This window comes from Dehalogenimonas etheniformans (genome assembly GCF_014672715.2).
GTDB lineage: Bacteria > Chloroflexota > Dehalococcoidia > Dehalococcoidales > Dehalococcoidaceae > Dehalogenimonas > Dehalogenimonas etheniformans.
In genome coordinates this window covers 480,300-504,985 of record NZ_CP058566.2, presented here as the reverse complement: position 1 = coordinate 504,985, position 24,686 = coordinate 480,300, and the positions used below count along the sequence as shown (strand labels likewise).

General features: G+C 51.9%; 28 protein-coding genes, 1 pseudogene and 1 riboswitch. Of the genes and pseudogenes, 20 read left to right on the top strand and 9 right to left on the bottom strand.

Annotated elements, in window-relative coordinates:
• The first annotated feature begins 116 nt into the window (after positions 1 to 116).
• Positions 117 to 323: a hypothetical protein gene (locus tag HX448_RS02590; RefSeq protein ID WP_102330616.1), complete on the top strand. Its 207-nt coding sequence runs from the start codon at positions 117 to 119 to the stop codon at positions 321 to 323.
• Positions 324 to 370: 47 nt separating this feature from the next.
• Here HX448_RS02590 and HX448_RS02585 read toward each other — a convergent pair whose 3' ends face one another.
• Positions 371 to 1,318, bottom strand: coding sequence for a cation diffusion facilitator family transporter (locus HX448_RS02585; RefSeq protein ID WP_102330615.1), 948 nt, complete (start codon positions 1,316 to 1,318; stop codon positions 371 to 373).
• A 127-nt stretch (positions 1,319 to 1,445) separates the two neighbouring features.
• On the opposite strand from HX448_RS02585, the pseudogene HX448_RS10745 reads away from it, so the two are divergent.
• The 3 genes and pseudogenes from HX448_RS10745 to HX448_RS02575 form a co-directional block, all read left to right on the top strand.
• Positions 1,446 to 1,667: pseudogene (locus HX448_RS10745) on the top strand (glutaredoxin family protein); the annotation flags it as partial.
• A gap of 42 nt (positions 1,668 to 1,709) precedes the next feature.
• A complete protein-coding gene (locus HX448_RS10440; RefSeq protein WP_484482095.1) occupies positions 1,710 to 1,967 on the top strand; it encodes a PDZ domain-containing protein in 258 nt (85 codons plus the stop codon).
• A 22-nt stretch (positions 1,968 to 1,989) separates the two neighbouring features.
• Positions 1,990 to 2,559 (top strand): GNAT family N-acetyltransferase, encoded by a 570-nt coding sequence (locus HX448_RS02575; protein WP_162485969.1) that lies wholly within the window; start codon positions 1,990 to 1,992, stop codon positions 2,557 to 2,559.
• A gap of 7 nt (positions 2,560 to 2,566) precedes the next feature.
• Here HX448_RS02575 and HX448_RS02570 read toward each other — a convergent pair whose 3' ends face one another.
• The 4 genes from HX448_RS02570 to HX448_RS02555 form a co-directional block, all read right to left on the bottom strand.
• Complete coding sequence (locus tag HX448_RS02570; RefSeq protein ID WP_226846816.1) at positions 2,567 to 2,908, bottom strand: nitrous oxide-stimulated promoter family protein; 342 nt, start codon at positions 2,906 to 2,908, stop codon at positions 2,567 to 2,569.
• Positions 2,909 to 3,064: 156 nt separating this feature from the next.
• Positions 3,065 to 3,298, bottom strand: coding sequence for a YtxH domain-containing protein (locus HX448_RS02565; RefSeq protein WP_102330613.1), 234 nt, complete (start codon positions 3,296 to 3,298; stop codon positions 3,065 to 3,067).
• A gap of 45 nt (positions 3,299 to 3,343) precedes the next feature.
• Positions 3,344 to 3,598, bottom strand: coding sequence for a YtxH domain-containing protein (locus HX448_RS02560; RefSeq protein ID WP_102330612.1), 255 nt, complete (start codon positions 3,596 to 3,598; stop codon positions 3,344 to 3,346).
• Positions 3,599 to 3,627: 29 nt separating this feature from the next.
• A complete protein-coding gene (locus HX448_RS02555; protein ID WP_102330611.1) occupies positions 3,628 to 3,864 on the bottom strand; it encodes a YtxH domain-containing protein in 237 nt (78 codons plus the stop codon).
• Positions 3,865 to 4,195: 331 nt separating this feature from the next.
• Here HX448_RS02555 and HX448_RS02550 point away from each other — a divergent pair, with 331 nt between their 5' ends.
• From HX448_RS02550 to dnaN, 8 genes are all read left to right on the top strand, one after another.
• Positions 4,196 to 5,329 (top strand): baeRF3 domain-containing protein, encoded by a 1,134-nt coding sequence (locus HX448_RS02550; RefSeq protein ID WP_102330610.1) that lies wholly within the window; start codon positions 4,196 to 4,198, stop codon positions 5,327 to 5,329.
• Positions 5,330 to 5,367: 38 nt separating this feature from the next.
• Positions 5,368 to 5,475, top strand: a riboswitch (TPP riboswitch).
• Between the two features lie 47 nt (positions 5,476 to 5,522).
• Complete coding sequence (locus HX448_RS02545; protein ID WP_102330609.1) at positions 5,523 to 6,584, top strand: AIR synthase family protein; 1,062 nt, start codon at positions 5,523 to 5,525, stop codon at positions 6,582 to 6,584.
• 14 nt (positions 6,585 to 6,598) lie between these two features.
• Entirely contained in the window at positions 6,599 to 7,234 is a 636-nt protein-coding gene (gene thiE / locus HX448_RS02540) for a thiamine phosphate synthase (protein WP_102330608.1), read from the top strand.
• Positions 7,235 to 7,283: 49 nt separating this feature from the next.
• On the top strand, positions 7,284 to 9,851 hold the full coding sequence (gene mutS / locus HX448_RS02535; protein WP_102330607.1) for a DNA mismatch repair protein MutS: 2,568 nt from the start codon (positions 7,284 to 7,286) through the stop codon (positions 9,849 to 9,851).
• Between the two features lie 44 nt (positions 9,852 to 9,895).
• Positions 9,896 to 11,335, top strand: coding sequence for a pyruvate kinase (gene pyk / locus HX448_RS02530; RefSeq protein WP_162485968.1), 1,440 nt, complete (start codon positions 9,896 to 9,898; stop codon positions 11,333 to 11,335).
• A gap of 18 nt (positions 11,336 to 11,353) precedes the next feature.
• Positions 11,354 to 12,043, top strand: a complete 690-nt coding sequence (locus HX448_RS02525) for an ABC transporter ATP-binding protein (protein ID WP_102330605.1) — start codon at positions 11,354 to 11,356, stop codon at positions 12,041 to 12,043.
• Positions 12,033 to 13,307, top strand: coding sequence for an ABC transporter permease (locus HX448_RS02520; RefSeq protein WP_162485967.1), 1,275 nt, complete (start codon positions 12,033 to 12,035; stop codon positions 13,305 to 13,307). Before HX448_RS02525 ends, HX448_RS02520 begins: the two co-directional genes overlap by 11 nt.
• A gap of 104 nt (positions 13,308 to 13,411) precedes the next feature.
• Complete coding sequence (dnaN, locus tag HX448_RS02515) at positions 13,412 to 14,542, top strand: DNA polymerase III subunit beta (protein WP_102330603.1); 1,131 nt, start codon at positions 13,412 to 13,414, stop codon at positions 14,540 to 14,542.
• Here dnaN and HX448_RS02510 read toward each other — a convergent pair.
• Entirely contained in the window at positions 14,454 to 16,250 is a 1,797-nt protein-coding gene (locus HX448_RS02510; protein ID WP_102330602.1) for a recombinase family protein, read from the bottom strand. The genes dnaN and HX448_RS02510 overlap by 89 nt on opposite strands.
• A gap of 496 nt (positions 16,251 to 16,746) precedes the next feature.
• Between HX448_RS02510 and HX448_RS02505 the strand changes: the two genes are divergently transcribed.
• From HX448_RS02505 to HX448_RS02495, 3 genes are all read left to right on the top strand, one after another.
• Positions 16,747 to 16,899 carry a hypothetical protein gene (locus HX448_RS02505; RefSeq protein WP_162485965.1) on the top strand — a complete coding sequence of 51 codons (153 nt, stop codon included), beginning with the start codon at positions 16,747 to 16,749 and terminating at the stop codon, positions 16,897 to 16,899.
• 65 nt (positions 16,900 to 16,964) lie between these two features.
• The gene (locus HX448_RS02500) at positions 16,965 to 17,456 is read left to right on the top strand and encodes a hypothetical protein (protein WP_102330601.1); all 492 of its coding nucleotides are present in this window, start codon (positions 16,965 to 16,967) and stop codon (positions 17,454 to 17,456) included.
• Between the two features lie 197 nt (positions 17,457 to 17,653).
• The gene (locus HX448_RS02495) at positions 17,654 to 18,829 is read left to right on the top strand and encodes a PAS domain-containing sensor histidine kinase (RefSeq protein ID WP_102330600.1); all 1,176 of its coding nucleotides are present in this window, start codon (positions 17,654 to 17,656) and stop codon (positions 18,827 to 18,829) included.
• A 5-nt stretch (positions 18,830 to 18,834) separates the two neighbouring features.
• On the opposite strand, the gene HX448_RS10435 is transcribed toward HX448_RS02495, so the two are convergent.
• Complete coding sequence (locus tag HX448_RS10435; protein WP_226846815.1) at positions 18,835 to 19,365, bottom strand: hypothetical protein; 531 nt, start codon at positions 19,363 to 19,365, stop codon at positions 18,835 to 18,837.
• 7 nt (positions 19,366 to 19,372) lie between these two features.
• On the opposite strand from HX448_RS10435, the gene HX448_RS02485 reads away from it, so the two are divergent.
• On the top strand, positions 19,373 to 20,044 hold the full coding sequence (locus HX448_RS02485) for a DUF4917 family protein (protein WP_104201602.1): 672 nt from the start codon (positions 19,373 to 19,375) through the stop codon (positions 20,042 to 20,044).
• Between the two features lie 247 nt (positions 20,045 to 20,291).
• The gene (locus HX448_RS02480; protein WP_102330598.1) at positions 20,292 to 20,636 is read left to right on the top strand and encodes a c-type cytochrome; all 345 of its coding nucleotides are present in this window, start codon (positions 20,292 to 20,294) and stop codon (positions 20,634 to 20,636) included.
• Between the two features lie 67 nt (positions 20,637 to 20,703).
• On the opposite strand, the gene HX448_RS02475 is transcribed toward HX448_RS02480, so the two are convergent.
• Positions 20,704 to 20,955, bottom strand: a complete 252-nt coding sequence (locus HX448_RS02475; protein ID WP_102330597.1) for a hypothetical protein — start codon at positions 20,953 to 20,955, stop codon at positions 20,704 to 20,706.
• A gap of 183 nt (positions 20,956 to 21,138) precedes the next feature.
• Here HX448_RS02475 and HX448_RS02470 point away from each other — a divergent pair, with 183 nt between their 5' ends.
• From HX448_RS02470 to HX448_RS02460, 3 genes are all read left to right on the top strand, one after another.
• Positions 21,139 to 21,498: a hypothetical protein gene (locus tag HX448_RS02470; protein ID WP_102330596.1), complete on the top strand. Its 360-nt coding sequence runs from the start codon at positions 21,139 to 21,141 to the stop codon at positions 21,496 to 21,498.
• Between the two features lie 139 nt (positions 21,499 to 21,637).
• Positions 21,638 to 21,901: a CsbD family protein gene (locus tag HX448_RS02465; RefSeq protein ID WP_102330826.1), complete on the top strand. Its 264-nt coding sequence runs from the start codon at positions 21,638 to 21,640 to the stop codon at positions 21,899 to 21,901.
• 148 nt (positions 21,902 to 22,049) lie between these two features.
• Positions 22,050 to 22,898: a UTP--glucose-1-phosphate uridylyltransferase gene (locus HX448_RS02460; protein WP_226846814.1), complete on the top strand. Its 849-nt coding sequence runs from the start codon at positions 22,050 to 22,052 to the stop codon at positions 22,896 to 22,898.
• A 179-nt stretch (positions 22,899 to 23,077) separates the two neighbouring features.
• On the opposite strand, the gene HX448_RS02455 is transcribed toward HX448_RS02460, so the two are convergent.
• Positions 23,078 to 24,550 (bottom strand): B12-binding domain-containing radical SAM protein, encoded by a 1,473-nt coding sequence (locus tag HX448_RS02455; protein ID WP_102330595.1) that lies wholly within the window; start codon positions 24,548 to 24,550, stop codon positions 23,078 to 23,080.
• Positions 24,551 to 24,686 lie beyond the last annotated feature (136 nt).

The window sequence follows — 24,686 nt, the reverse complement described above, 5'->3', positions numbered from 1 at the left end:
GTTGATAATAAGAATGAGATCGCATTCGTGGCCGACTGAGTGACCTTGGTCACTTACATCGTCTCCCACTGGGTATAAAATGTCGGTGTTCGGATCGATTCAAGAAGGAGGATCCAGTGTACAAGATCAAGAGTTGTCCGCGCTGTCACGTCGGCGACCTCTACGGCGACAGCGATGAATACGGCGCCTACGAGCAATGTTTTCAATGCGGTTGGGTCAATTATCCTGGCCGTCACCTTAGCCAGGAAGAAGCGATCGCCGAAAAAGAGCCGGTAGTTATTCCGGGTAAGATCGATCGCCGGCGCCGGGTCGTCGCCCAATAAGCAAGGTGATACCGATACTGAAAGCCCCCTCAATAGAGGGGGCTTTTTCATTCGGATTCGTCCGGGGATTGACTCCTACCCAGTGACTCTACTTCGATGTATACTCTGACACACTCAGGGTAATCAGCGTTGATGTTCTTCTCTATCCGGTGAATCGCGTCATGCATTTTTTCGGCGGTGATGCCTGTCTTGAATTTGACTCCTAGGTTGACCAGAAGATCGTGAGGGCCCATGTACATCGTCAAGATTTCTGCAGCCTGATCCACCGCTGGGTCGGATACTACCTTCAGGCGGATGTCAGCAACGGTTTGTGGATCTGCGCCTTCCCCTAGGAGTAATCCTTTAGTTTCAAAGGCTAAAACGAAAGCCACGCTCATGAGCAGCAAACCTATTATGATCGAAGCCGTACCGTCGAGGTACGGGTTGTGGAAGAGATGACCGAAGAAGACGCCGAGGAAAGCAAAAATCAAACCCAGCATGGCAGCGCCGTCTTCCAGGACGACGGTGAAAGTACTTGGATCCTTCGTACTCTTGATGAACTGCCACGATCGCTTTTGCCCCTTCGACTTGCGGAATTCTCGGATAGCTATCGAAAACGACCATCCTTCTATCAAAGTAGCGATGCCGAGGACAATGTAGTTGATCGTCGGATTCGAGGTTACCGCTTCGGGGGCGACGTGACGAATGTGCGAGATGCCTTCATAGAGTGACAATCCGCCGCCGATCCCGAAGATTGATACTGAAACTACCAGTGTCCAAAAATACAACGATTTTCCATATCCGAACGGATGTAACGCGTCAGCGCTCTTCTTGGATTCCTTCATCCCTAAAAGGATAAGGCCTCCGTTACCTGTATCCACCAGGGAATGGATACCCTCGGATATCATCGCCGAAGAACCCGAGATAGCTGCGGCGATGAACTTGATGACGGCGATAGCCAGATTGGCAATAATAGCGGCAATGACCGCCAATTTGGATTCACCATGTCCTTCCATTCGCCTTCCTCCAGGTTCTGAGGCTTGTTATCAAACAGTAATAATACCGTTCCTTCGCGAGCAAGTCACTTCCGGATTTTGAGCGTAACAAAGAGTAGCGATATACTAATTATGAGGTAAAATAGATATGAAAGTGACCGTTTACACCACTCAGACCTGACCGCACTGCCATACCGTGAAAGAGTTCCTTTCACAACGCGGTATACCCTTTGAAGAGATTGACGTGTCTCGTGACGCCTCTGCCGCCCAAGAATTGGCCCGGCGAACCGGCAGAATGGCTGTTCCGGTTACCGACATCGATGGCAAACTGGTGATCGGTTTCGACCGTCAGCAGCTTGAATATTACCTTTCGCAAGCCAGGGCTTCCCAGGCGCCTTCGTTCGGCGCTTCTGTGGCTGATGCCGCCAAGTATAGCGCCGCTCATGGCCTGGGGGTTCTCTCGGGCGCCTACATCGGCGCAGTTAAACCCGGAATGCCCGCGGCACAAGCTGGTCTCAAACCCGGCGACGTCATCACCCGGATCGACGCCACGGCTGTGAACACCGCTTCAGACCTCAACCTGGCTTTATCACGTCTGGAGAAAGGGGCCCGGATCCGCATCGGTTTCTTCCGGGAAGGCCAGCCGCGTCAGGCTGAAGGGCTGTTGTAACTTGAGGCGTCGGGTAAACTCTTTGCCGGCTGCTGAAGTTTCGATCCAAACTGAAAGACTCCGGCTTCGGAAGCTGAATCAGGGTGATGCCGGGGCGTTGTTCTCATACCGGTCGCTTCCGGATGTTTACCTCTACCAATCGTTTCACCCTGCCGCGATATCCGATGCGGCCGCCTTCATCTCCGGCACCGCAGATCAGCTTGATCAACCGGGAACCTGGTACCAACTGGGTATTTTCCTCGGCGACGATCACATCTTGATAGGCGATATCGGAATCCATTTCGTTAACGCCGAGCGTGGTGAAGTTGAACTGGGATTCACCCTAGCTCCGGAATTTCAAGGCAAAGGTTATGCCACAGAAGCAGTGCCGGCGGTCACCTCCCATCTGTTCAGTGCCCTGGGCAAACGCAGAATCACTGTCGACGTCGATCCCCGTAACTTCCGCTCTCGGAGGTTAGCCTCCCGTCTGGGCATGGTCCAGGCTGGATATTACGCGGAATCGGTCCGGGGCGGCAACACTTGCGAGGGCCTTATCTATACCCTGGACGCGGATAGATGGCCATATTCTTCACAAACTGCCGGACCGGGGTAAATGCATTTCAACTCTGGGGAACAGGCTTTTTGCGCCGCTTGTGAATGAGATGGTTGATGGCCAGCAATGGGTGTCTTGAGATCATCCTGGGACCGGCATATCGCATAGCATCACGGATCTTCCGTCGCATCTCAGGCTTGTGACAATGCACCTCGCACAGCGAGCATACCGTTTTGCCCTCGCCGAAAGGGCACTTGTCGAGCCGCTCCATGGCGTAATTGGTCAGTTCCTGGCATTCATTGCACAGCTCTTTTGAACGGTGGATTTCACCGCAATACATGCTGACCATCGTCCGGACAGTCCCGGCTTCGTTGCGCAAACGCGCCCGGCCCTTGAAATCGGCTTCCAACAATGACCTCGCTCGAAATATCTTACAACAAATCCGGTTCACTGCAGAACAACAGAAGCCAGCCGAGTTATTGTCCTTTCGGCTGGCTTCTGTTGCCAGGCACGGGAAGATAGGGTTTATGTCTAATCCATTTCCTGCTTCTCGGGGATCGTCCGTTTAGGAGATCGATTCCATGATCTTTTTGCGGTATTTATCGGTCTTGCTGCCCACCAGGTCACTGAATTTTTCAGCACGCTCTTTGACGGTGTCGGTGAAGTCTTCAGCCCTGTCAATGATCTCCTTGCGGGTCTTTTTACCCGACTGAGGGGCATACAACAGTCCCAGCCCAGCTCCGATCGCCGCCCCGACGATGAGTCCGATTGCCAAACCTTTGGTCACACCTTTTTCCATTTGATTCCTCCTTTTATTTTTTACAACGAATCGCAGCTCTTTAAGTTATCCGTACTTTGCCATCATATCCCGGCGGTAATCGTCAGCGCCTTCCTTGACCGCCTGGCAAAAGGCTTCATCGCGTTCTTTGATATCAGCAACAAAGCTGTCGGCTCGCGCTTTCAGGTCTTCTGCTCGTTTTCGGATATCGCTCCTAGTTTTTCGGCCGGACTGTGGAGCCAGCAGCAACGCTGCGCCAGCCCCAAAGGCCGCCCCGGCTAAAACACCGGCAGCAATTCCCATGACTTTTCCTTTCTCCATAATCCAACCTCCCTTATTTATCTCGCGGTTTAAGGCTCTGCTTCTCCCGAACCGTCACCTCCTATTGGATGACCGATTGCGGCGACTTTATCCCGGATTGAATTGCCCAGGGATTCAGCGCGGCTTTTCATTTCATCAGCACGTTTTCGCAGCATGTCCCTGGTTTCGGCGCCGCTCCTGGGAGCGTACAATAAGCCCAGACCGACACCGATAGCTGTCCCCATCAACAGCCCTGCCAGTAAACCTCTGTTTGTGTTCTCTTCCATTCTGTCCCTCCTCGTTCACCGATTATCGAATTCTTGCCACGTCGGCGGCGGCTTTGTTACCTCTATATTAACCCTCCGGGACAGACTTTAAAATCCGTAGAATTACTCAATTATTCGATGCGGGGTACCTAACTCGCGGAAGTTGTTAAGGCTGGGGAACCGTCGTTGAATACGTACCCAACGGGCGGAGAATAAGTATGATTACGGATAGCGGATGAGCGCCCGACACACGATAATATATGCCGTCGGGTCGTGAGCAAGGTTCTGACTGACTCCGGCGATAAGATGGATTTTATATAAAACTATTGATAACAAGGAGGAATGTTACCCCATGGATGTGTTGAGAAAAGCTGATCTGCTGACCCTGCTTCAAAAACCGGATGGTCCGGCAGTCTCTATTTACATGCCCACCCACCGCGTTGCCGATATGGAAGGCGATCCCCTGCTCCTGCGGCATCTCCTTGATGATGCCGAAACCAAACTCACTCAAATGGGATTGAAAACCGCGGAAGCCCGCAATCTGCTTTCGCCCGCCCGGGAATTGCTCCGGGATGCTCTGTTTTGGCAGCACCAGGAGGAAGGACTCGCCCTCTTTATTTCTAGAAATTCATTCTCCCATTTCAATCTGCCCTTTGAGGTCGCCGAGACCGCGGTGGCATCCGGCGAGTACTTCATAAAGCCCCTTTTGCCTCTAGTGATCAACGATGGAGTCTATTATCTTCTGGCCCTAAGTCTGAACCGGGCGGCTTTTTTCAGGTGCCTGATGGGTAATTGCCAGGAAATCATTCCGGTTAAGATGCCGCATAGCCTTGAGGAATCCATGCGTTATGACGAAGCTGAAAAACAGCTCCAGCAACATACCCTAGGAGCCGGGGCTACCATGTTCCACGGACAAGGCGCCCCCAATGACCTGGAAAAGGAACGCGCGGCCATATTTTTCCAGCAGGTAAACCGTAGCCTGGAAACCGTATTGGCCGGTGAAAAAGCGCCCCTTGTCGTTGCTGGAGTAGAAAACCACCGTGCTCTATTCCGAACGGTTTGCAGCTACGACAATTTGCTCTCCGAAGGCATTGAAGGCAACCCGGACCGGGTAAACCCGGATACTCTGCAGAAAAATGCCTGGAAATTAGTGCGCCCATATTTCATGCAGGAGCAGTCTAAGAGGCTTTCCCAATATATCAATGCCACCGGCCAGGGTCCTTCGATCAGCGATCTGGCGCAGGTCATTCCGGCAGCGGTCGACGGGCGGGTTTATTCTCTTTTCTTCGCCGAAGGACTGGAGCGCTGGGGCGCCTTCGACGAAGCCGAACATTGCGTCAAGGTAGTCAAAGAACCATCCAACGGCGCTTACGATCTTATAGAGTTTCTGATCAAGAAAACACTTGCCACTGGCGGCAACGTGTATTCTCTCAAATCGGATGAACTGCCGAGCGACACCGGTGTCGCCGCGGTGCTACGCTATTAGCCGCCCTTAATTTATGCTATCATAACCTACAATTGAATAGGATTTACTGGGGGAGCCGAAAGGCTGAGAGACCCGATTATTGATCGGGGCGACCCTTGGAACCTGGTCTCGGTAATGCGAGCGTAGGGAAGTAGATAAATTCCGGAAGCGCATTGCCTTCCGGAATTTATTTTATGTAAGGAGTTTATTAATTATGGCCACTGCTGAAATGCCTGAAATTGGCAAAATCTCTCCGGAAATTTTCCGGGAGATAATTTTCCCCCGTCTTGGCGCCAAAAGTGATAAGGTTCTGGTCGGTCCTCAGCATGGTGTCGACGTCGGCATCGCAGAGATCGGCGGCAAGGCGGTATCATTCACTACCGATCCTATTTTCATCGTGCCTCAATATGGCTTCGAGCGCGCCGCATGGTTCGCCATTCACATCATCGCCTCGGATTCGGTCACTTCAGGTCTCAAGCCCAAATTCCTGTCGATCGACCTCAATCTACCGATGGACATGACCAAGGAACAGTTGGCTTCAATGTGGGAGGTCATGCACCGGGAATGCGAAAAGATGGGTATTAATATTATCACCGGCCACACCGCCCGTTATGAAGGCTGCAACTATCCCATGGTCGGGGGCGCTACCATGATTGGCACCGGTGAACTTTCTGAATACGTATCCCCGCGTTTCGCCAAGGAGGGCGACAAGATCATTGTCACCAAAGGTCCCGCCATTGAAGCCTGCGGTATCTTCGCCGCGGTGTTCCCGGGTCTGATCGCAAAGGAATTCGGAGATGATTTTGCCCGCCGCGCCGAGGGGCTTTTTTACCGGATGTCGGTGGTCGATGACGCCCTGGCCGCGGTCTCGGTAGGTGTCCGCGACAACGGGGTTAGTTCTATGCATGACGCCACGGAGTGCGGCATCTGGGGCGGCTTATTCGAGGTAGCCCAGGCCGCCGGCTTGGGCGCCAGGATCATTAAAGACGACATTGTCGTCGCCGACGGCGTGCCCGAAATTTGCCGCCTGTTCGGTATAAGCGATCCTTACGCCGCCATTTCCGAAGGCACCTTGATCATCACCTGCCGGCCGCATAAGGCTTGCGACATCATCCAGGCGCTCAGTGCTAAAGGAATCCCGTCGTCGATCATCGGGGAATTGACCCCGCCCGAAGCCGGGATGGTACTCGTCGACCGAGGCCGAGAGACTCGCCTTGTCCATCCGATCGTTGACCCCTTCTGGAAGGCTTTTTCGAAAGCCGTCCAGGGAGCCTAGCACGGGCAATCCCGATGAAAAAAAACCTTCCACAGACCGATATCTACGCCATCCTGTCTGATGCCTGTTCGGGCAGCCGGGGCAATGTGGAGACCGCCCGTTTTTTGTTGAAGGCTGGAATCAAGATCATCCAGTACCGTGAGAAAGACTTCCCGATGCGCCGTAAGTATGAGGAGTGTGTCGCCATCAGCCGACTGTGCCGCGAATACGACGCTTGTTTCATCGTCAACGACGACGCCGGACTCGCTATAGCTTGCGGGGCTGAAGGCCTTCACCTCGGGCAGGACGATCTTCCCTCCGACGCCGCCCGCCGGGTCGTCGGCGCAGACATGCTCATTGGACTCTCGGTCGCTACACCTGAAGAAATCGACAAAGCTTTGACAATCCCCGAGGTCGATTACCTCGGCGTTGGCCCCGTGTTCGCCACCTCCACCAAGCCAGATGCAGCGCCCCCTGGCGGAGTTGCCTTGCTAGAATATGCCCTTAAACGTTCTCACCTGCCGGTCGTCGCCATTGGCGGCATTAACAGGGAGAATATCGGATCGCTGGCAGAAAGGGAATGTAAATGCTTTGCCATTGTCTCGGATTTGATTGGAGCTGAAGATCTCATTCAGCGCGTTTTCGACCTCCGGAGTGCCTTTTCCGTATAAAAATACTCAACCTACTACCGGGTGACACCCTCCCAATACATCGGGTAAAATGACCGCTGTGACCGAAAGCCTTACCCCCCTCCGCTCCCAGTACCTGCGCATCAAGCGTCGCTATCCCGAAGCGATAGTCTTCTTTCGCCTCGGTGATTTCTACGAGACGTTCGACTCCGATGCCGAACTCACGGCACGTGAACTCGAGATCGTCCTCACTGCTCGTGAAATGGGTAAAGGCGTTAAAGTACCAATGGCGGGCATCCCATATCATGCGGTCGACAACTACCTCGCCCGCCTCATCAACCGCGGCCATAAAGTAGCCATCTGCGAGCAGACCGCTCGCCCCGGCGATACCAAGGGACTCATGGACCGCGAAGTAGTACGCCTGGTCACCCCAGGCACGGTCATCGAGCCCGGGCTCCTCGACATCAAAACTAACAACTACCTGGTGGCCGTAGTCCCAGGGGAGGAACAGTCTGGACTGGCCTATATCGACATCTCGACGGGGCAATTTGCAGCCACGCAGTTCCCAGCCGCCCGACTCGAAAGCGAAATCGAGCGTCTCGCCCCCGCCGAGATTATCGTGCCCAAAGGTTGCGGCTACCGGCCTTCATCGCCCGTACCGGTTTCTGAACTCGATTCTTATCGATTCGATAATGCCACGGCAGCCGATCTGCTTAAAGAGCATTTCGGCGTCGCCACCCTCGAAGGTTACGGTGTAGGACACTGGCCTCTGGCTGTTTCCGCTGCCGAGGCTATCGTCGCATATCTAAAAGAGACTAATAAAGATTCAATCGCAGGCTTAAGCCATCTTTCAGCCTATTCGACCGGCGAATACATGGCTCTTGACGAGAACACAGTAAACAACCTTGAGATATTCAAAAACGCCACCACCGGTGCCATCGCCGGTTCTTTGCTCGGGGTCCTTGATTCCACCAAATCACCGATGGGTGCCCGTCTGTTGCGCCGGTGGCTTGGGCAGCCCCTGCTCGACTCGAAGAAAATTATCGAACGGCACATGATCGTCGAGGCTATCCTGAGCAACAACGCCGCCCGTGAGGAAATCTCCCGGTGGTTAAAGCCCGTCGCCGACATCGAAAGGTTGGCCAACCGAATTCGCAACTTTGCCGCTTTGCCGAGAGAACTGATTGCCTTAAAGCGCAGCCTGGAGGCCGTCCCGGAACTGGCGCGGGCGCTCCGCGGGGCACCGCTCGAGGGATTAAGGTCCGAACTGAAAGAACACCCCGATCTCATCTCTTTGATCGAAAAATCCGTCGAACCCGAACCCTCCTCCGCCGTCGGTGAAGGCGGCGTCATCCGCTCCGGTTTTTCCGCCGACCTCGATCAGATCAAGGACCTGGCCACAAATGCCAAAAGCTTCATTGCCAGGCTGGAGGCTGAGGAAAGAGTCAAAACCGGCATCAAGAATTTGAAGGTCGGCTATAACCAGGTTTTCGGCTACTATCTGGAAGTGTCTCAGGCAAACTTAGCCCAGGTCCCCGACCGTTTCATCCGCAAGCAGACCCTGGCCAACGCCGAGCGTTACGTAACCCCTGAGCTCAAGGAATACGAAGCGCAAATCCTGAGTTCAAAAGAACGCTTGGCTGAAATCGAGAGTTCCCTTTATCGCCAAATTCTTGGCCAGATCGGCCAATCAGCGGATGCCCTCCTCACCCTGGCGGATGCCGTCGCCCGGTTGGACGTTTTCACGTCATTTGCCGCAACCGCTGCCGCCAATTCATATGTTAAACCCGAGATTAGGGACCAGGGGCCCATCGCGATAACCGCCGGTCGTCATCCGGTGGTCGAACTGTGCGTTGGCCCGGGCAACTTTATCAGCAACGACCTGACCCTCGAGAACGAGGGAAGTCAGGTGATAATCCTCACCGGCCCCAACATGGCTGGCAAATCCACCTACCTGAAGCAAACCGCGATCATCGTTCTGATGGCAGAGGTGGGCTCGTTCGTGCCCGCTGCCAGGGCTGAAATCGGCATTTGCGACCGGATTTTCACCCGAATCGGCGCCCGCGAAGACCTGGCTTCGGGGCAGTCCACATTCATGGTCGAGATGGTGGAAACGGCGGCAATTCTATCGAGCGCAACGCGCAGAAGCCTCCTGATCCTCGACGAGATCGGCCGTGGCACCTCTACTTATGACGGGCTAGCTATAGCGCGCGCCGTGGTGGAATTCATCCACGACCGGATCGGTGCCCGGACGCTGTTTGCGACCCACTACCACGAACTCGTTGAACTATCCGAAAAATTGCCTCGCGTCCGGAACTTCAACGTAGCCGTAACCGAGGACAAAGGTAACGTGGTCTTCCTCCACAGGGTCCAGCCCGGAGGGGTTGACCGCAGCTATGGAATCCACGTTGCCAAGCTGGCCGGGCTTCCCAAGGCCATCATCAACCGCGCCAACCGCATCCTGCTCGAACTGGAAACCGCCAGGGTGGTGCCGGCAACCCGCAAGGTGGCAGGAATTGAAGAAGCGCCCCAACTCTCGTTCTTCAGCCGACCACCTAAAGTCGTCGATGAAATCAAAAAGCTTGATCCTGATTCTATGACCCCCAAGGAAGCCCTCGACCGCCTGTACGAAATCAAGCGTATGGCAGATGAAAATTAATCGTTTCTTTGAGCGCGATTTGTCGATGTGTGATAATGCCAGATATGCCGAACACGAAAATCCGAATATTTAGACGCACCAAGATCGTCGCCACCATCGGTCCGGCCACCGGTACGCCGGAAGTAGTGGCTGATCTGATCAAGGCCGGAATGAACGTTGCTCGGCTGAACCTCTCCCACGGTACTCTTGATGATCACACCGGATATATCACCAGGGTTCGTTCGGAGAGCGCCAAACTGGGCATCCCCGTCGCCGTCCTCATCGATATTCCCGGACCCAAATACCGCTCCGGACCGCTCAAAGCCCCTTCAGTCCAGCTTAAAAAAGGCGATCCGATTACCTTAACCACGAGGCAAGTTCTGGGAGACGGGTCGCTGGTTTCAGTCAATTTGCCTACCTTCACCGATGACGTCAAACCCGGCGATATCATTCTTCTGGACGATGGTGCCCTCCAACTGAGATGTGATACTGTCGAACAGACAGAAGTCGGCTGTACCGTCCTTGTCGGCGGCAAGCTAACTCCCGGTCGGGGCATCGCTGTGCCCGGCAAGACATCGAGCATGCCATTCCTGACCGGACAGCTTGAAAGCTATATTGACTTCGCCGTCAGCCAAAAACCGGATTTCATCGCCCTTTCCTTTGTCAGTAAAGCCAACGACATGATCCAGGTACGGGAACTCCTTAAAAAGAAAAACGCCGACATCCCTCTGGTCGCCAAGATTGAGCGCGGCACCGCTGTCAAGGCCTTTGATGCCATCCTCGCGGAATCGGATGCCATAATGGTCGCCCGTGGCGACCTGGGCGTCGACATCCCCCTGGAAAAGCTCCCCCTGGTTCAAAAAGAGATCATTCACAAGTCCAATCGCGCCGGCAAGCCGGTGATAACGGCAACCCAAATGCTTGAATCCATGATCAACTCGCCCCGCCCCACCCGGGCTGAGGTCAGCGATGTCTCCAACGCCATTTTCGATGGCACCGACGCGGTGATGCTCTCCGCCGAGACCTCGATCGGCAAATACCCGGTCCAGGCGCTGGCGATGATGGCGGCGGTAGCCGTCGAGACCGAAAAGGATTTGCCCTACGATCAATGGATCGCCGAGCGCGACAGTTGGCTCTCGAACCAGACTGAGGAGCTCATTTCCTACAATGCCTGCCTCACCGCCAGACGGTTGGGATCTGCTGCTATCGTCGCCTTCACCTCATCCGGATCCACCGCGGGCCGGGTCTCCAAATATCGACCCAGCACCCCGATCCTGGCCATTTCTCCCAACATCGATACCTGCCGGCGGCTCATCCTCAACTGGGGCGTCCAGGCGCATCAAATTTCCACCCCGAAAACTGTTGACAACCTCTTTTCAACCGCGGTCGATATCTGCAAAAAGATCGAGCTCGCCAAAAGCGGGGAAAATATCATCGTGACCGGCGGCATTCCGCTCGGTAAAGCCGGGACGACCAACCTGCTCAAGGTCCAGGAAATCGATTAGATCATACTCTTACCAAACATGACCGCTTTCATTGAAGTCCGCGAACTTAAAAAAGACTACCACCTGGGGGAAGAGTTCGTTCACGCCCTGGCCGGCGTCAGCATCGATATTCCGAAGGGTGAGTTCGCCGCCTTCGTCGGACCCTCGGGTTCGGGCAAAAGCACCCTCCTCCACCTTATCGGCGGCCTGGATACACCCTCATCGGGCAGTATCACCGTGGACGGGCATGATTTGAGCCGCGCCTCGGACAAAGAACTTGCCGTCTATCGCAATCGCAACATCGGTTTCGTCTTCCAGGCCTTCCATCTCCACCCCACCTACACCGCCCTGGAAAACGTGGCCATTCCGCTCCTGTTCAGCGGTACTGACAAAACCGAAAGGCTGTCCCGGGCGCGGATAGCCCTGGAAGCCGTGGATTTGAGCCAGAGAACGGATCACCGCCCCAACCAGCTTTCCGGCGGTGAGCGTCAACGTGTTTCCATCGCCAGGGCCTTGGTGACCAACCCCAGCATCATTGTCGCTGATGAGCCTACCGGTAACCTTGACTCGGTCAACGGCGTTCGTATCATGGAGCTTCTCGGCAGCCTGAACCGGGAACACGGCATCACCCTGATCGTGGCCACCCACGACGCCGAACTTGCCAGGCGCGCCCGGAGAGTCGTCACCCTTCGCGATGGTTTATTTATCGGGGACACTCGTGCGGTTTAGCGAAATTTTATCGATGGCTTTTTCCAACCTCTGGCGGCGCAAGCTCCGCACCGTCCTGACCGTTGCAGCGGTGGTTATCGGCGCCACCCTCATCGCCCTGATGGCTTCTCTCGGCGACGGCTTGAAAGGCTTCATCGTCGGCCAGTTCGGCCAGACCTTCCCAGAGGACGCCGTTATCGTCTCTTCCGGCCGGGACATTAACGTCTTTCGAGGCAACGGCGGACCTCAGGAGATTACCAGCGTCAGCACCGTGGTGCAGCCTTTCACCGCTGAAGATATTTCGAAGATAAAATCGGTTCCCGGCGTCGAACGGGTGGATTACCTGGTCAGCGTTCAAGCACGTTACGTCCAGCCCGAAGGCAGCGACAAGATGTACACTGTCGATGTAAGCGGCGTCCCGGCCTATGAGGCCGCTATCCGGCCCCTGTTTCTCGGTTCGACTATCGCTGACGCCGACGTCGGGAAATGTCTCATCTCCTATGACTACCTGACGGCCTTCGGCTGGAGTGTCGATCAATCGGTTATCGGTAAAACGGTTACTGTGTCCGTCGGCAAGCAGTTTGCCTACAACACCGACACCCGTAATTTCACCTTCACCATCGTAGGAGTAATCGACAAAAAAGTCTCCTCAGCCGAAGTGATCATCACCCAAACCGATGCCATAGAGATGGCGCGCTACTACCAGGACAACCCCTTGCGCTATTCCGAACAGCAACCGGGTTTCACCGTCCAGGTCAAGGCCCGGAGCGCCGCCGAGGTCGCCTCGGTTGCCGCCACGGTTAAATCGCTGGGCTTCAACGCCCTGACCGCGGATGACATCCTGGCCGAGATCAACAGGGTGTTCAGCGTTATCCAGGTCGGCCTCTCGGCTTTCGGCATCATCGCTCTCGTCGTCGCCGCCATCGGCATCATCAACACTCTGCTCATGGCTATCCACGAACGCACCCGGGAGATCGGTGTCATGAAAGCCGTCGGGGCCACCCGCGGCAATATCAGGGCGCTTTTCACCGCCGAAGGAGCGGCTCTCGGTTTCCTGGGCGGAGCCGCCGGCGGCTTACTGGCTCTCATGCTTGGGCAGGCGCTGAACGTGATCGGCGCCCGTACGTTTCTGTCTAACTTCCCCGGGTTCGAACTCTCGGTATTCAGTTTCTGGCTAATCCCCGGCGTCATCGCCCTGACCACCGTCATTTCTCTTCTGGCCGGGTTGTATCCCGCCGGACGCGCCGCCCGGCTCGACCCTGTTGAAGCTTTGCGGTACGAATAACGTCCGCTAATAAAATCTTTGGGAATCGCCCAAAAAAATGATTGCCTAGTGCCAGTTGGCGGTATATAATCTGTCACTACCTAGTGAAACCGGAGGACCCCGAAATGCGTTTATCCTGCTTGCAAGAGAACCTTTCTAAAGGGCTGGCGATCGTTGGACGCGCCGCTGCGTCGCGTTCGACCCTGCCGATAACCAATAATGTGCTTCTGTCCACCGACGAGGGAAGGCTGAAGTTGTCGGCCACCAACCTTGAAATGGCCGTATCCTGCTGGATCGGGGCCAAGGTAGAAGAAGAGGGCGCCACCACCGTTCCCGCCAAGCTCCTCACCGACTTCGTCGCCACCCTGCCCAATGACAAGATCGAAATGGCCCTTTCCGCCAAAAAGATACTGACTCTGAAATGCCGCCGGTTTGAAGCCCGCATGACCGGTGTCGACGCCAAGGATTTTCCGCCGATTCCTAAGGTGGAGGGCGGCGTCTCGGTCAAGATCGATGTCAATGAATTCAAAAAAGGCATCGCCCGGGTCGTTTTTGCGGCCGCCACCGATGAGAGCCGCCCCGTCTTGACCGGCATCAATGCCGAGTTTGAAGGCGGGGTCCTGACCCTGGCCGCCGCCGACGGCTTCAGGCTGGCCGTTTATAAGATGGCCTTGACCGAACCAGCCTCGCAAAAAGTTAAGGCGATCATCCCCTCCAAGACCCTGTCCGAGGTTTCGAGGTTGATCACCGATGGCGAGGAATCCATCGGCATAACCGTAGACTCGCAAAAGAGCCAGATACTCTTCCGTCTTAAGAACATCGAGTTGGTGTCTCAACTGCTGCAGGGATCCTTCCCGCAATACAACCAGATTATTCCTCAGTCCCACACCACACGTTCCGTCATCGAGGTTGCGCAGTTCCTGATGGCCGCCAAGACCGCCCAGATTTTTGCCCGGGACGGCGGCGGTATCGTCCGCCTCATCATGACCCCGGGTGGAGGCAAGACGCCCGGCCGTTTGTCGATAACCGCCAGAAGTGAAGAGATCGGCGATGACCAGGCGGAATTGGACGCCGCGGTTTCCGGTGAAGAATCAAAGATCGCCTTCAACGGCAAATACTTGCTGGATGTCCTGAGTGTGCTCTCGGAAGACCAGGTCGCCCTCGAGGTCACCGGTCCTTCTTCACCCGGTGTGTTAAGACCAGTCGGAACTGACAACTATGTCCATGTTGTGATGCCGATGTTCGTTCAATGGTGACTAAATCCTTAACACCTTTAGCGTAGTCACTGTACATCGGGTCATCGGTATTAGGGCATAGTTCGCCCGCGCTCGTGTCAACGTACGGCATCTCCTCAAGGAAATCCGTATAGTCAATGTTGGCGTCGTAAAAGCAAATCAGCTTGAAGCTGCCCGGCTGGGCGATAATCTTTACTCTTAAGGCCTCAAGCCATTTACGTCTGTCCTCAAGGCTTGAAGTTGCCGACAGCTTCTTGTCTACCATATTCGCTATCTGTTCGTCGCTAAGATGAATACTCGCGGCCTTGCCTGCCCTGTTGCGGGTCTCAATGAGTCCCTTTAACTGCTGCTCTTCCTCGGCCTTTTTCTCTTTGAGTTTGCTCACTGCTTCAAGTACATATTCCGGTGTGACTTGCTCATGGTTTAAGAGTCCGTACAGGTTCTTTTCTTTCTGTGGGTAGGCTTTGAGTTTCGTTCTTAGCTCTGTGATCTGCTTCTCAAGCATCGGCAGTAATTCTCGTTGGTCTTTGTCCGAATTGCCGAAAGCAAGAGTTTGAAGCGGGTCGGAAGCTACACCTACAATCCTGTCCCAAATTTTGGCCTCAATCTCATCGGCTTTGATGTATCCAGCATCGCAAATCTTGCCTCTGGTCGCTGTAGGCTTGGAACCTCGGCATTGGTAGTAGCGGTACTTCCCCGACAGCATGGTGCCCCCGATGGTTGAACCGCATTTTGGACACTTCATAAAGCCCGTGAGCAAATAAGCCGCATTGGGTTTTAGTGGCCTTACTGTAAGTCTATTCTTGATGGCGTCCTGTGCCTTGTCGAACATCTCTTGGGTGATAATGGGCGGGGTGACATCCGGTAAAAGTATCCAACTCTCTTTCGGTTGCCCTATGACTTTGTTCTTGCCAACTCGTTTAGTCTGCCCGTAATAGGTGTTACCAGTATAAGTTTGATTGAGCGCAATTCTTCTCACGGTCAAGGGAAACCAAAGAGAACCCGATTTCGTCGGTATCTCGTCTTTGTTCAAAGATAAGGCAATGCTATTAACACTCTTTCCGGCGACAATATCGGCAAAGATTCGGAGTACCACCTTCGCCTCATGCTCGATGATCGTCCGGCATCCGGTGTCCTTGTTCCATTGGTAGCCATAGATACCGATGCCTGTTCCCTGTGGTAGCTTTCCGGCCTTTGCATGTGCCATCTTGCCGCGCATGGTTCTCTCTTTAATACGCTCGGCTTCAAGGTTCGAAGCATAACCTTTAACGTAGCTAATCAGCTTCCCTAGTTCGCTGCTCTCAATCGTCTCAGTGACAGCCTCAAGTTTAATTCCCAGTTTATTGAAGTCCTCGCCCAGGATAACTCCATGGGTGGGGTTACGGGTCAGGCGGTCAAGGCAGTAAATGACAATGACATCAAACTCGCGTGCTCTCGCTTTTCCTTGAAGGTCTCGGAGTTTCAAACGATCTAAAGTCAGGCCGGAGAAAGTCTCGATAAACCGATGGGTGACGTTAAAGCCTTTCTGCTGGCAGTAGGTCTCACAAGCCGCTTGCTGGGTCTGCAGGCTCGTCCCTTCCCTTTCTTGGTCATCGGTGCTAACCCGACAATAGATGGCCGCCTTCAAGGCTTGGGGCATGGGCGACTCCTTCAAGGAAATATTGCGGCACTCTACATCCCTTTCAGAAATAAGGCAAGAACTTTTTATTCCGCAAGTCTCGTTTGCCATCGTTCCCTCCAAATTGATTTTTCCTTTCGGACAGCCATCCGGAAGGAGCGCACGCGGATAAGCAGGCGGTCAAGGACGCATGAAATGCGGCTGCGAAGCAGCTTGCCTTGACGGGCTGCGCGCGTGTGCTAGGCTGTCCCGTTCGAAAGGAAAACAAGGTCGGACCATCGGACTCATTCTAACGTTGAATGCCTCCCCTTGAGAGCATCAGCAAACCGGCGCGATCTGGCGGCACCGGCGCGCAGGATTTCCAACCGAGCACCGGATGCCACCGCGCCGATGGCTGGTGAATCGAGGCGAGAAGCTGGGGCCGTGTGGTTGTAAAAATGCCTGTTTTATTGGGGCTTGTCATTAGCCGCATATTAGAAGAATAAAGCTAAATAGGACGGGTTTACGTATAAACACCTTGACACTAGGCGCATATTTCAAGGGAGTGCCTGTTTTGTGGACTCGGTCTCCACGTTTGGCGTATAGTGTAATACAATAAGGAGATTCCATGACAAAAGGCCGCAGCACTACTCCGGTTACTGTCCGAGTCCAGGACGAACTTTTGGCGAAGTTCAAAGAGAAGGCAGCCAAGAAGGGGCTGCCCTATACCGTCCTTATCCGGCATCTGATGTACAAAGAACTAGGGCTTTCCCCAAAATAGAAACCCGTTGACTACCGTTGGGGCGCACAAAGGTCAAAAAAGGTCGACCAAAATGGGGAGAAAGTATGTTTGAAAGTACTTTGGCATATATAGGAACTCTTCTAATTGCTTTTGATATAGTTCGAAAGGTATCGAATCTTGACGCAGTATTAGGAATGAGCTTCATGTATCCGGTTACTTCATTAGTCAAGAAGCATGATAGCTGGGTCAAAGGCAATCCTGTCAAGGAAATAATATTCTGGCTCGGGGTACTTATAGTCTTAACAATATTTGGTGCTTTAACCCTAGTGATAAGCACTCTGTTAAAAATAATTTGGGTGATTACTCTAACTCTGAATGCATTCCACAACTCAGTAAATAAATATAGATTTAAGCTCTACAAAGAGTACGACCCTTATGTGAAAAAAAGTGCTCGGTTAATCTTGGACGCTGCAGGAGATAGGAACCCCAAGCATGAAGCTAAAGTCATACGCACCATTAAATTGGATGAGTTGCCGATCATTCCGATAATCGGAATCGTTTTGTTAACTATCTCATTCATCCAATCGCTAGGTTAACCCCCTCACTCACTAACAGGGGGGTCGCCAACACCATAAATAGGTTCAAATTTCAAAAACAAGGACAAACCAAGGAGTCCGTTTTTTCACAAAAACACTAAAGCAATTGCAGTCGTGAAAATAAAAGGATAAAATGTGTATTTGTAACCTCATTCTAATCGCCCGATAATTGAAATACCCGATCAAGAAGAAATCGGTTGGATAGCAAACAACAAAAACAACATAACCTCGAAGTGTCGGAACTTCGCTACCGTCGCTTGTTCGAAACAGCGCAGGACGGAATTCTCATTTTAGATGGCGATAGCGGCAACATCACAGAAGTGAACCCATTCCTGTTACGGATCCTCGGTTATTCCAAGGAAGAAATCATAGGTAAAAAGCTGTGGGAAATCGGAGCCTTCAAAGATGTCGCTGCGAGCCAGCAGGCATATGCTACGCTCCAATCCAAGAAATACGTCAGATACACAAACTTGCCTCTGGTAACCAAAGAAGGGCGGTTATCCCAGGTTGAGTTTGTCAGCAATGTTTACATGGTGGACGGAGATAGGGTCATACAATGCAACATCCGTGACATTACGGACACAATAAAAGCCAAAAAAAAGGTTGCCAGTATTCAGAAGGCGCTCAAGAAACTAAATGCCCAATTAGAAGATCGGATCAAAGAACAAACCAAAGAACTGTCGTCAACAAACGCGAAACTGGTTGAGCAATTGGAATATCGGTCACGAGATGCAGAATCATTACGTTCCCTATCAAAACGGCTTTTAAATGCCCAAGAAGAAGAGCGCCGGTCTGTAGCTCGTGAACTTCATGACGAGGTAGGGCAAAATCTCACGGTGCTCAAACTGATGTTAGGAAGGGCTAAAGTAAAAGCACCAGAAGAACTTAAACCAGTCTTCGGCGAACTCTCGGACGCGGTCAATGAAGTCGTACGGCAAGTACGGAATCTGTCGATGTCTCTTAGACCTGGTGGTTTAGACGAACTAGGTCTCATCCCAGCATTAGAATCACTATTTGATAATCTGAATTCTCAGGCGGGGCTGAAAGTTCATTTCGAATCGCAGGACATAGTCCAATTTTCACCGGAGGTTCGTATCACCATATATCGTATCGTTCAGGAATCGCTAACTAATATCATGCGCCACGGGGAAACCAAAGAGGCATGGGTGCGGTTATTGAGACTTGATGGTCAATTGTTCCTAAGTGTCAAGGATCGAGGACAAGGCTTTGATATTGACTCAATTAGGGTGAACCGTTCTACCGGACTATTGGCAATGCGAGAACGCGCGACCTTAGTTGGTGGTGAATGTAACATTGAATCAATAATTGGAAAAGGTACTAGCGTTAACGTCTCTGTGCCCTTACCCGGTTAGTGTTATCACTTATCAAATAGGTCAATTGTCTCATTTCCGGTAGGCCATTCGTACGTCCTTTGAATCAGACATCCCGATGTTTGTCCAGTGGTGATTAGCTTTAGATCAACGTAACCCTTGATATCAACGCTTTCAGGAGAAGCCTTTACCTTGAGGTCTAAATAGGTGAAGGCTTCTTTCTTGTCCGCAGCCGTGCAATTATCTAAATCCCCAACGACAAGCGAGCTTAGTTCTTTGAGTTTGGTTTCGAGATCGATAGTCTTTAAGATGTGTTCCTTCATATCGTTGAGACTGGCGAGACGGTTTTCGTCAGCCGCTCTTTCCCGCTTCATTTGATTTAGTTCGTCCAGAATAACGTCAGGAGTAGCTACTTCCATCCTCAGAGCGTTCATTAGCCTACGTTCCTGTCCGGCATAACCTTTGAGCCTTCGGGATATTTCTCTTATATCCTTGTCCAGATCACCAGACGTAAGGGCTTCATTTTCGACTTCGGTTTGCTTGCGTAGTTCAGCAAGCAATAGTTCAGGCTGGCTCAACACTTCCTTGACCTTATCCCAAACAACACCTTCAAGCCAATCTGCCTTAATGTACCTGGCATTACATACTCTTTCCCGTGAGGACGTCGGACTTTTCGAAACCGACTATGATTTTCTTCGTCAAACAAGAGGTGAAGATGAAGAAAAAGTCGTCCTGGTATTTTATCCTCACGGAAATTTGGCCATTTCACGAAGCATATTTGGTGATGAGCAGAAAGTTTCAAGAGACGGAGTATCCCTGTTAGAAAATGTTCTTCGACACTGGGTCGAATCCGATCATATACCAGTTTTTGTGAGCGAAGGATCATCGACAGATAAACTGCGTTCAATTAAAAGAAGCCATTACTTGGGGTCAGTTTACAATGATTTGAAGCAAATTAAAGGAAACATAGTGTTTTATGGTTGGTCTGCCAGCGATCAAGACAAGCATATTTTTGAAGCTCTTGACCACTCAGGGATTGATAAGATAGCTTTTTCTGTGTTTAAGGGCGGCCAACCAAGCAAATTTATCCATCATGTTTGCGACACTCTTTCTGATTATTCTCATTTGAAACACATTAAGCCTGATTTTTTGATTCTCAGAGTAAAGGAAGCTGGATTTGGAGGTAGCATTTTTTATCACAAAGACATCAATCACCCCACTTCCAAATCTGCAGCAACATTTTTGCAACCAATATAAATGTTCAATTGAGCGCTTAAAACACGCGTATTGCGTATTTTAGCGCTTGCTAAGCGTGTATTTCTCTAGGCCAATTGGAAATGTGCGTGTGTTTTCTTATGTTCTGGTAATCACCTCCCCCAGTACGATCGTCTTCTCCAATTTCAGGTTATCCACCCCAGGGTTGAACCCCCAGTTCCATTTATGATAAAAATTCCATTACGTTTCTTAAAATCACATCATCATTATGAAAAGGAATAACTGGACGATGAAGAAGCTGTTGAAGGGTGCCGCGATATACACTTTGCTGACCGTTATTGTATTGGCAACTGTGACCGGTTGCGGAAATGGCAGCGAAGCGGCGACGAAAACCACCGACACCCCCGCAAACACAGCCGGCGTGACCGGGCTCGAACTCTACACCAACAACTGCGCCAGATGTCATGCCGATGACAGGACGGGGACTGTATATGGGAAAGGCATTACCGCGGCAAACTCCACGATAGCTAACAGCACGGTAGATCAACTCTCCACTTTGATCGCATTCCATCGGGCCGGTTTACACCTGACTCCGGAACAACTGACCGCACTCTCCAATTACTTGAAGAACTGATAGGCTGATAGCCCAACTCGAGGTTTCTAGAGCTTGAGAGCCCAGTTATCGGCGAAGTGTGCCGGGTTTATCGCCCGGATTGAACGGTAGCAATGCAGGCCAGAATTTCCCTCTTCTTTCTTTCAGCTTCCATGTAGAGGGCATCAAGTCCGTCGTAGACAGCTAGTATCTCTTTCGAAAAGACCGGTGAATCTCCGTCCTCGCCGTGACTGTGATCGTAATTCTTAGGCAATAATGTCGATTTGGCCTCCCATAGTTTATGGGCAATGTTGGTCCATAAAGTCAGGGCTTGTTGCATGCTTTCAAACGAATCGCTCAATCGCTTTCCCCGATCTTAAAACTGCCTGATAATTCTAACAGTCCCCGGATCAACTCTTCAATTTTTTCCTTTCGAGGCTTGGCGTCGAGCTTGAGTCATCACACCGTTTTGTCTAATTTTCCGATTAAAATTATAGACTTGAATGTATTCACATGGTACTATAATCCCCAAATAGGAGGCCCTATGAGAGAGAACATATTCAGCCGGGTGACACAGTCCATCGCTTATGTTGCTGTCGGTGGGGCTCTGGTGGTTGCTTCGGATCAGACTTATGGAGCTTTTGCCCTTCTGGCAGGGCTGATTTTCATCGTAATAGGCTTTCTGGTGGCTATTTCGACGGCATTTGACTATATTCCCCGCTGGATAATCGGAGTTGAAACGGTTACATCAGTCGCTCTCTATATCGCGGTAGTAGCCGCCCTGATCAAAGTCGGAATCATCGACACGGTCAGCGATAATAAAGCGCTCATTATCATTATGTTCGTCTTCATCATCATGATCCCCGCCATTCAGGCTATCCGCATTTTACGAAGCCCCAGATAGAAATCACGTTTACGTACTACTGAAACTGGTGGGCAAATGCCCACCAGTTTTTTTATCTGAAGACAATACTCGGTTTGTTTTGTGCTCGCCGAATTTGGGTGTATAAATGAATTGCGTATCAAAAATGGAGGAATTGATCATGGAAAAGAATGAAGTCAAGGGAAAAATGATGCAGGCTAAGGGCAAGGTCCACGAAACCGCCGGCAAAGTTATCGGCAGCAAACCTCTGGAATTTGAAGGCAAGGGTGAACAGGTGGTTGGCAAAGCCCAGGAGACCGTCGGAAAAATCCAGGGTTCCATGGCTAAAGCCGAAAAAAGCGCCGCAAAAACTGCGGTCAAGGCGAAGAAAACGGTTGCCAAGGCTCAAAAGAAGGTCGGCCAAGCTGCTAAGAAGCTAACTTAAGCTGCAAACCGGCCCAGGCCTTTCGATATTCATCAATCAGAATCCTCCGGCACGGATTCAATTCCGTGCCGGAGGATCTTTGCGCCAATTTCGCGTCTGGGTTCTTCCTCCATTATAATTAGTGGACTTTGCCTCTCCGGAGGATTTTTTGAACATCCCGGTGAAAAAAGCCGTGATTGTTGCCGCGGGGTACGGCACCCGGTTCCTGCCCATCACCAAGAGCATCCCCAAGGAAATGCTTCCCCTGCTATCCAAACCGCTGATCCAGTACATTGTCGATGAAATTATTGCTTCGGACGTTCGCGACATCATATTCGTGATTTCGCAGGGCAAGGAAATGATCGTCGATTACTTTCTTCCCTCGCCGAAACTCGAAACATTTCTGGCAGGCAAAGGCGACAGCTCCGGCCTTCGGGACCTGCATTCTCTGCCTAGAGCCGATAAGTTCAGTCACGTCTTCCAGTCCGCTCCCTTAGGTCTGGGACACGCCATTGGCGCCGCCCGGGATGCCATCGGGCGTCAGCCCTTCGCCGCTATATTGCCAGACGACATTATCGATTCGGCCATCCCCGTCCTTCTGCAAATGATCGATGTTTACGAAAGGCATCCCGGCAACATTCTCCTTGTCGAGGAGTGTAAACCCGGAGACACTAACAGGTACGGGATTATCGATGCTGAAGGCCTTGAGGAAGGCATTTACAGGGTAAAAGATCTGGTCGAAAAACCTCGTCCCGAGGATGCCCCTTCGAACCTTGCTATCGTCGGCAGATACATTCTGATGCCGGAGATTTTCGACACCATAGCCGTCGTCAAGGCTGGCAAGGGTGGCGAGATACAGCTTACCGATGCTATCAAGCAGTTGCTAAAAACCCAACCGGTTTATGCATGCAAATTCGAGGGCACACGATACGATGCAGGAACCCCTGAAGGTTGGTTAAAAGCTAACGTGGCTTGGGCAGCCAAAGCTGGGTTTGCGGGACATCCTGGGCCGTATTAGAACAAGCTTGTTAAGCATTTGATAGTACTTTGGAAAAGGTTCAATACTTCCCCAATTATTCTGTCTAGATTGATTGCTCTCCGAACTCCTGTTATTCGAAAAAATGATTTTGCGCTATCGTTGTCCATTAGCTCAGTCCCCAGGTAACTGCACATTGCTTTTACTCTTTCCTTCCGGACTTAATTACTTAAATTGATGTTCACGTTATTCTTTTGTAGCTCCAAACTCGGCGTCATTTCTAAGATCCTTCTCAGTTTAACTAGCCAAGATTCCTTTCCGTTAGAACCATCGAACAAAGCGTTCAGGAAGTTCTTTATGAGGTAAAGGAGCGAACTGAAAAATTGCTTTGGTTCTCTAACGGCATTGATGAAATAAACTGGGTTGTGACGCAGCATGAAGAAAAGGCGCCTCGAAGCAAAAGTCGCCCTAAACCTGGATAGGGTATCGTCCATTAAGCGCTGTGGTATTGCCGAGAGGTTGCCCTGGGTAGCATAGTGCAGCTGGAACCCGGACCAGTCTGCCAGTTTCTCAGGTACTGATATGAGTTTGTCTTTGGCGCAACGATCAAAAAGAACCGTCTTGGGGTAAGGCACAAACTTCATGAAGAGATAGGGCGGATTGTCCAATCGTTTAATGAACTCAAGAGTCTCTTTGAAATCTTCGGCCGTCTCGGTGGGGAAGGCGTACTGGATGAAGAGAGTCGGGATGATGCGCTGCCTGACCAGGTTCCAGAAGGTCTTCTCAAACTCCTGGACATTGCCCTTGGTCAGAAGGTCAAGTATCTTCTGGCTGCCGCTCTCGGTACCCAGAATGACCGCGGTGCAACCCGCCTTAGCCATGAGCCTTGCGTCTTCTTCAGTCACATAGCCTGAGATCTGGCAATTCCACTTGAGCTTCAGTTTCTTCTTGATCATAATGCGGCAAAACTCGTGCAGCCGCTCCTTGTTGATCCCGAAGTTATCACCGGTGTACATAATGTAGTTGATTCCGAATTCCCTGCGCAGGCGTTCTGACTGGGAGGCGATGCGTTCCGCAGACAGGTCGCTCACATTCCCCTTGTAGAATGTTGCATCGGAACAGAAGGTGCAGGAGAAGGGGCAGCCACGGCTGGTAATGATCGAGACGTCCCAGTATTTTTTCGGGTGTACCATGTGCCAGGCCGGATCAGGCAACTCGTCAAGGTCATTGAGGAACGCTCGGGGTTCATTGATGACGATGTCGTTGCCGTTTTTCCATGCCAGTCCTTTGATCTCGGCAAGGGAACCCGTGCCTTTTTCGAGATATTCTGCCAGTTCAAGGAGGGTATACTCCCCGGCGCCGATGATGACGTAATCGACATACTCTTCAGCTAGAGTCTGCTCCGGTAAAGCAGAAGGATGGCGGAAACCCCACACAGTCTTGATTCCCGGGAAGGTCTTCTTGAAATCAATAGCCTTTTTGATCGAATCGGCAACGCAGCCTGTGGATACCGAAAAACCCACAATATCAGGACCAAAATCCCTGAACGATTCGGCGGTCCTGTCTCCAAGATTGGCATCATGGAGCATCACGTGATGACCGTTCTTCTCAAGCACCGCCGCGATGGACAGCAGTTCGTCAGGGAACTTGGTGTACATCCCATCACGCAATGGGATGCTTAAAAGGATCTTCATCTCAAACACCCACTAAAACGTTCGTGTGTTTCCTTAAATCGATGAAAACCGTCCAATCTCGCTGGAAGTCTTCAAAGGGATCTAATAGAAATGGTATGCGGCACTCAAAGAAGTTTGATGGATCCTTGAGTATATT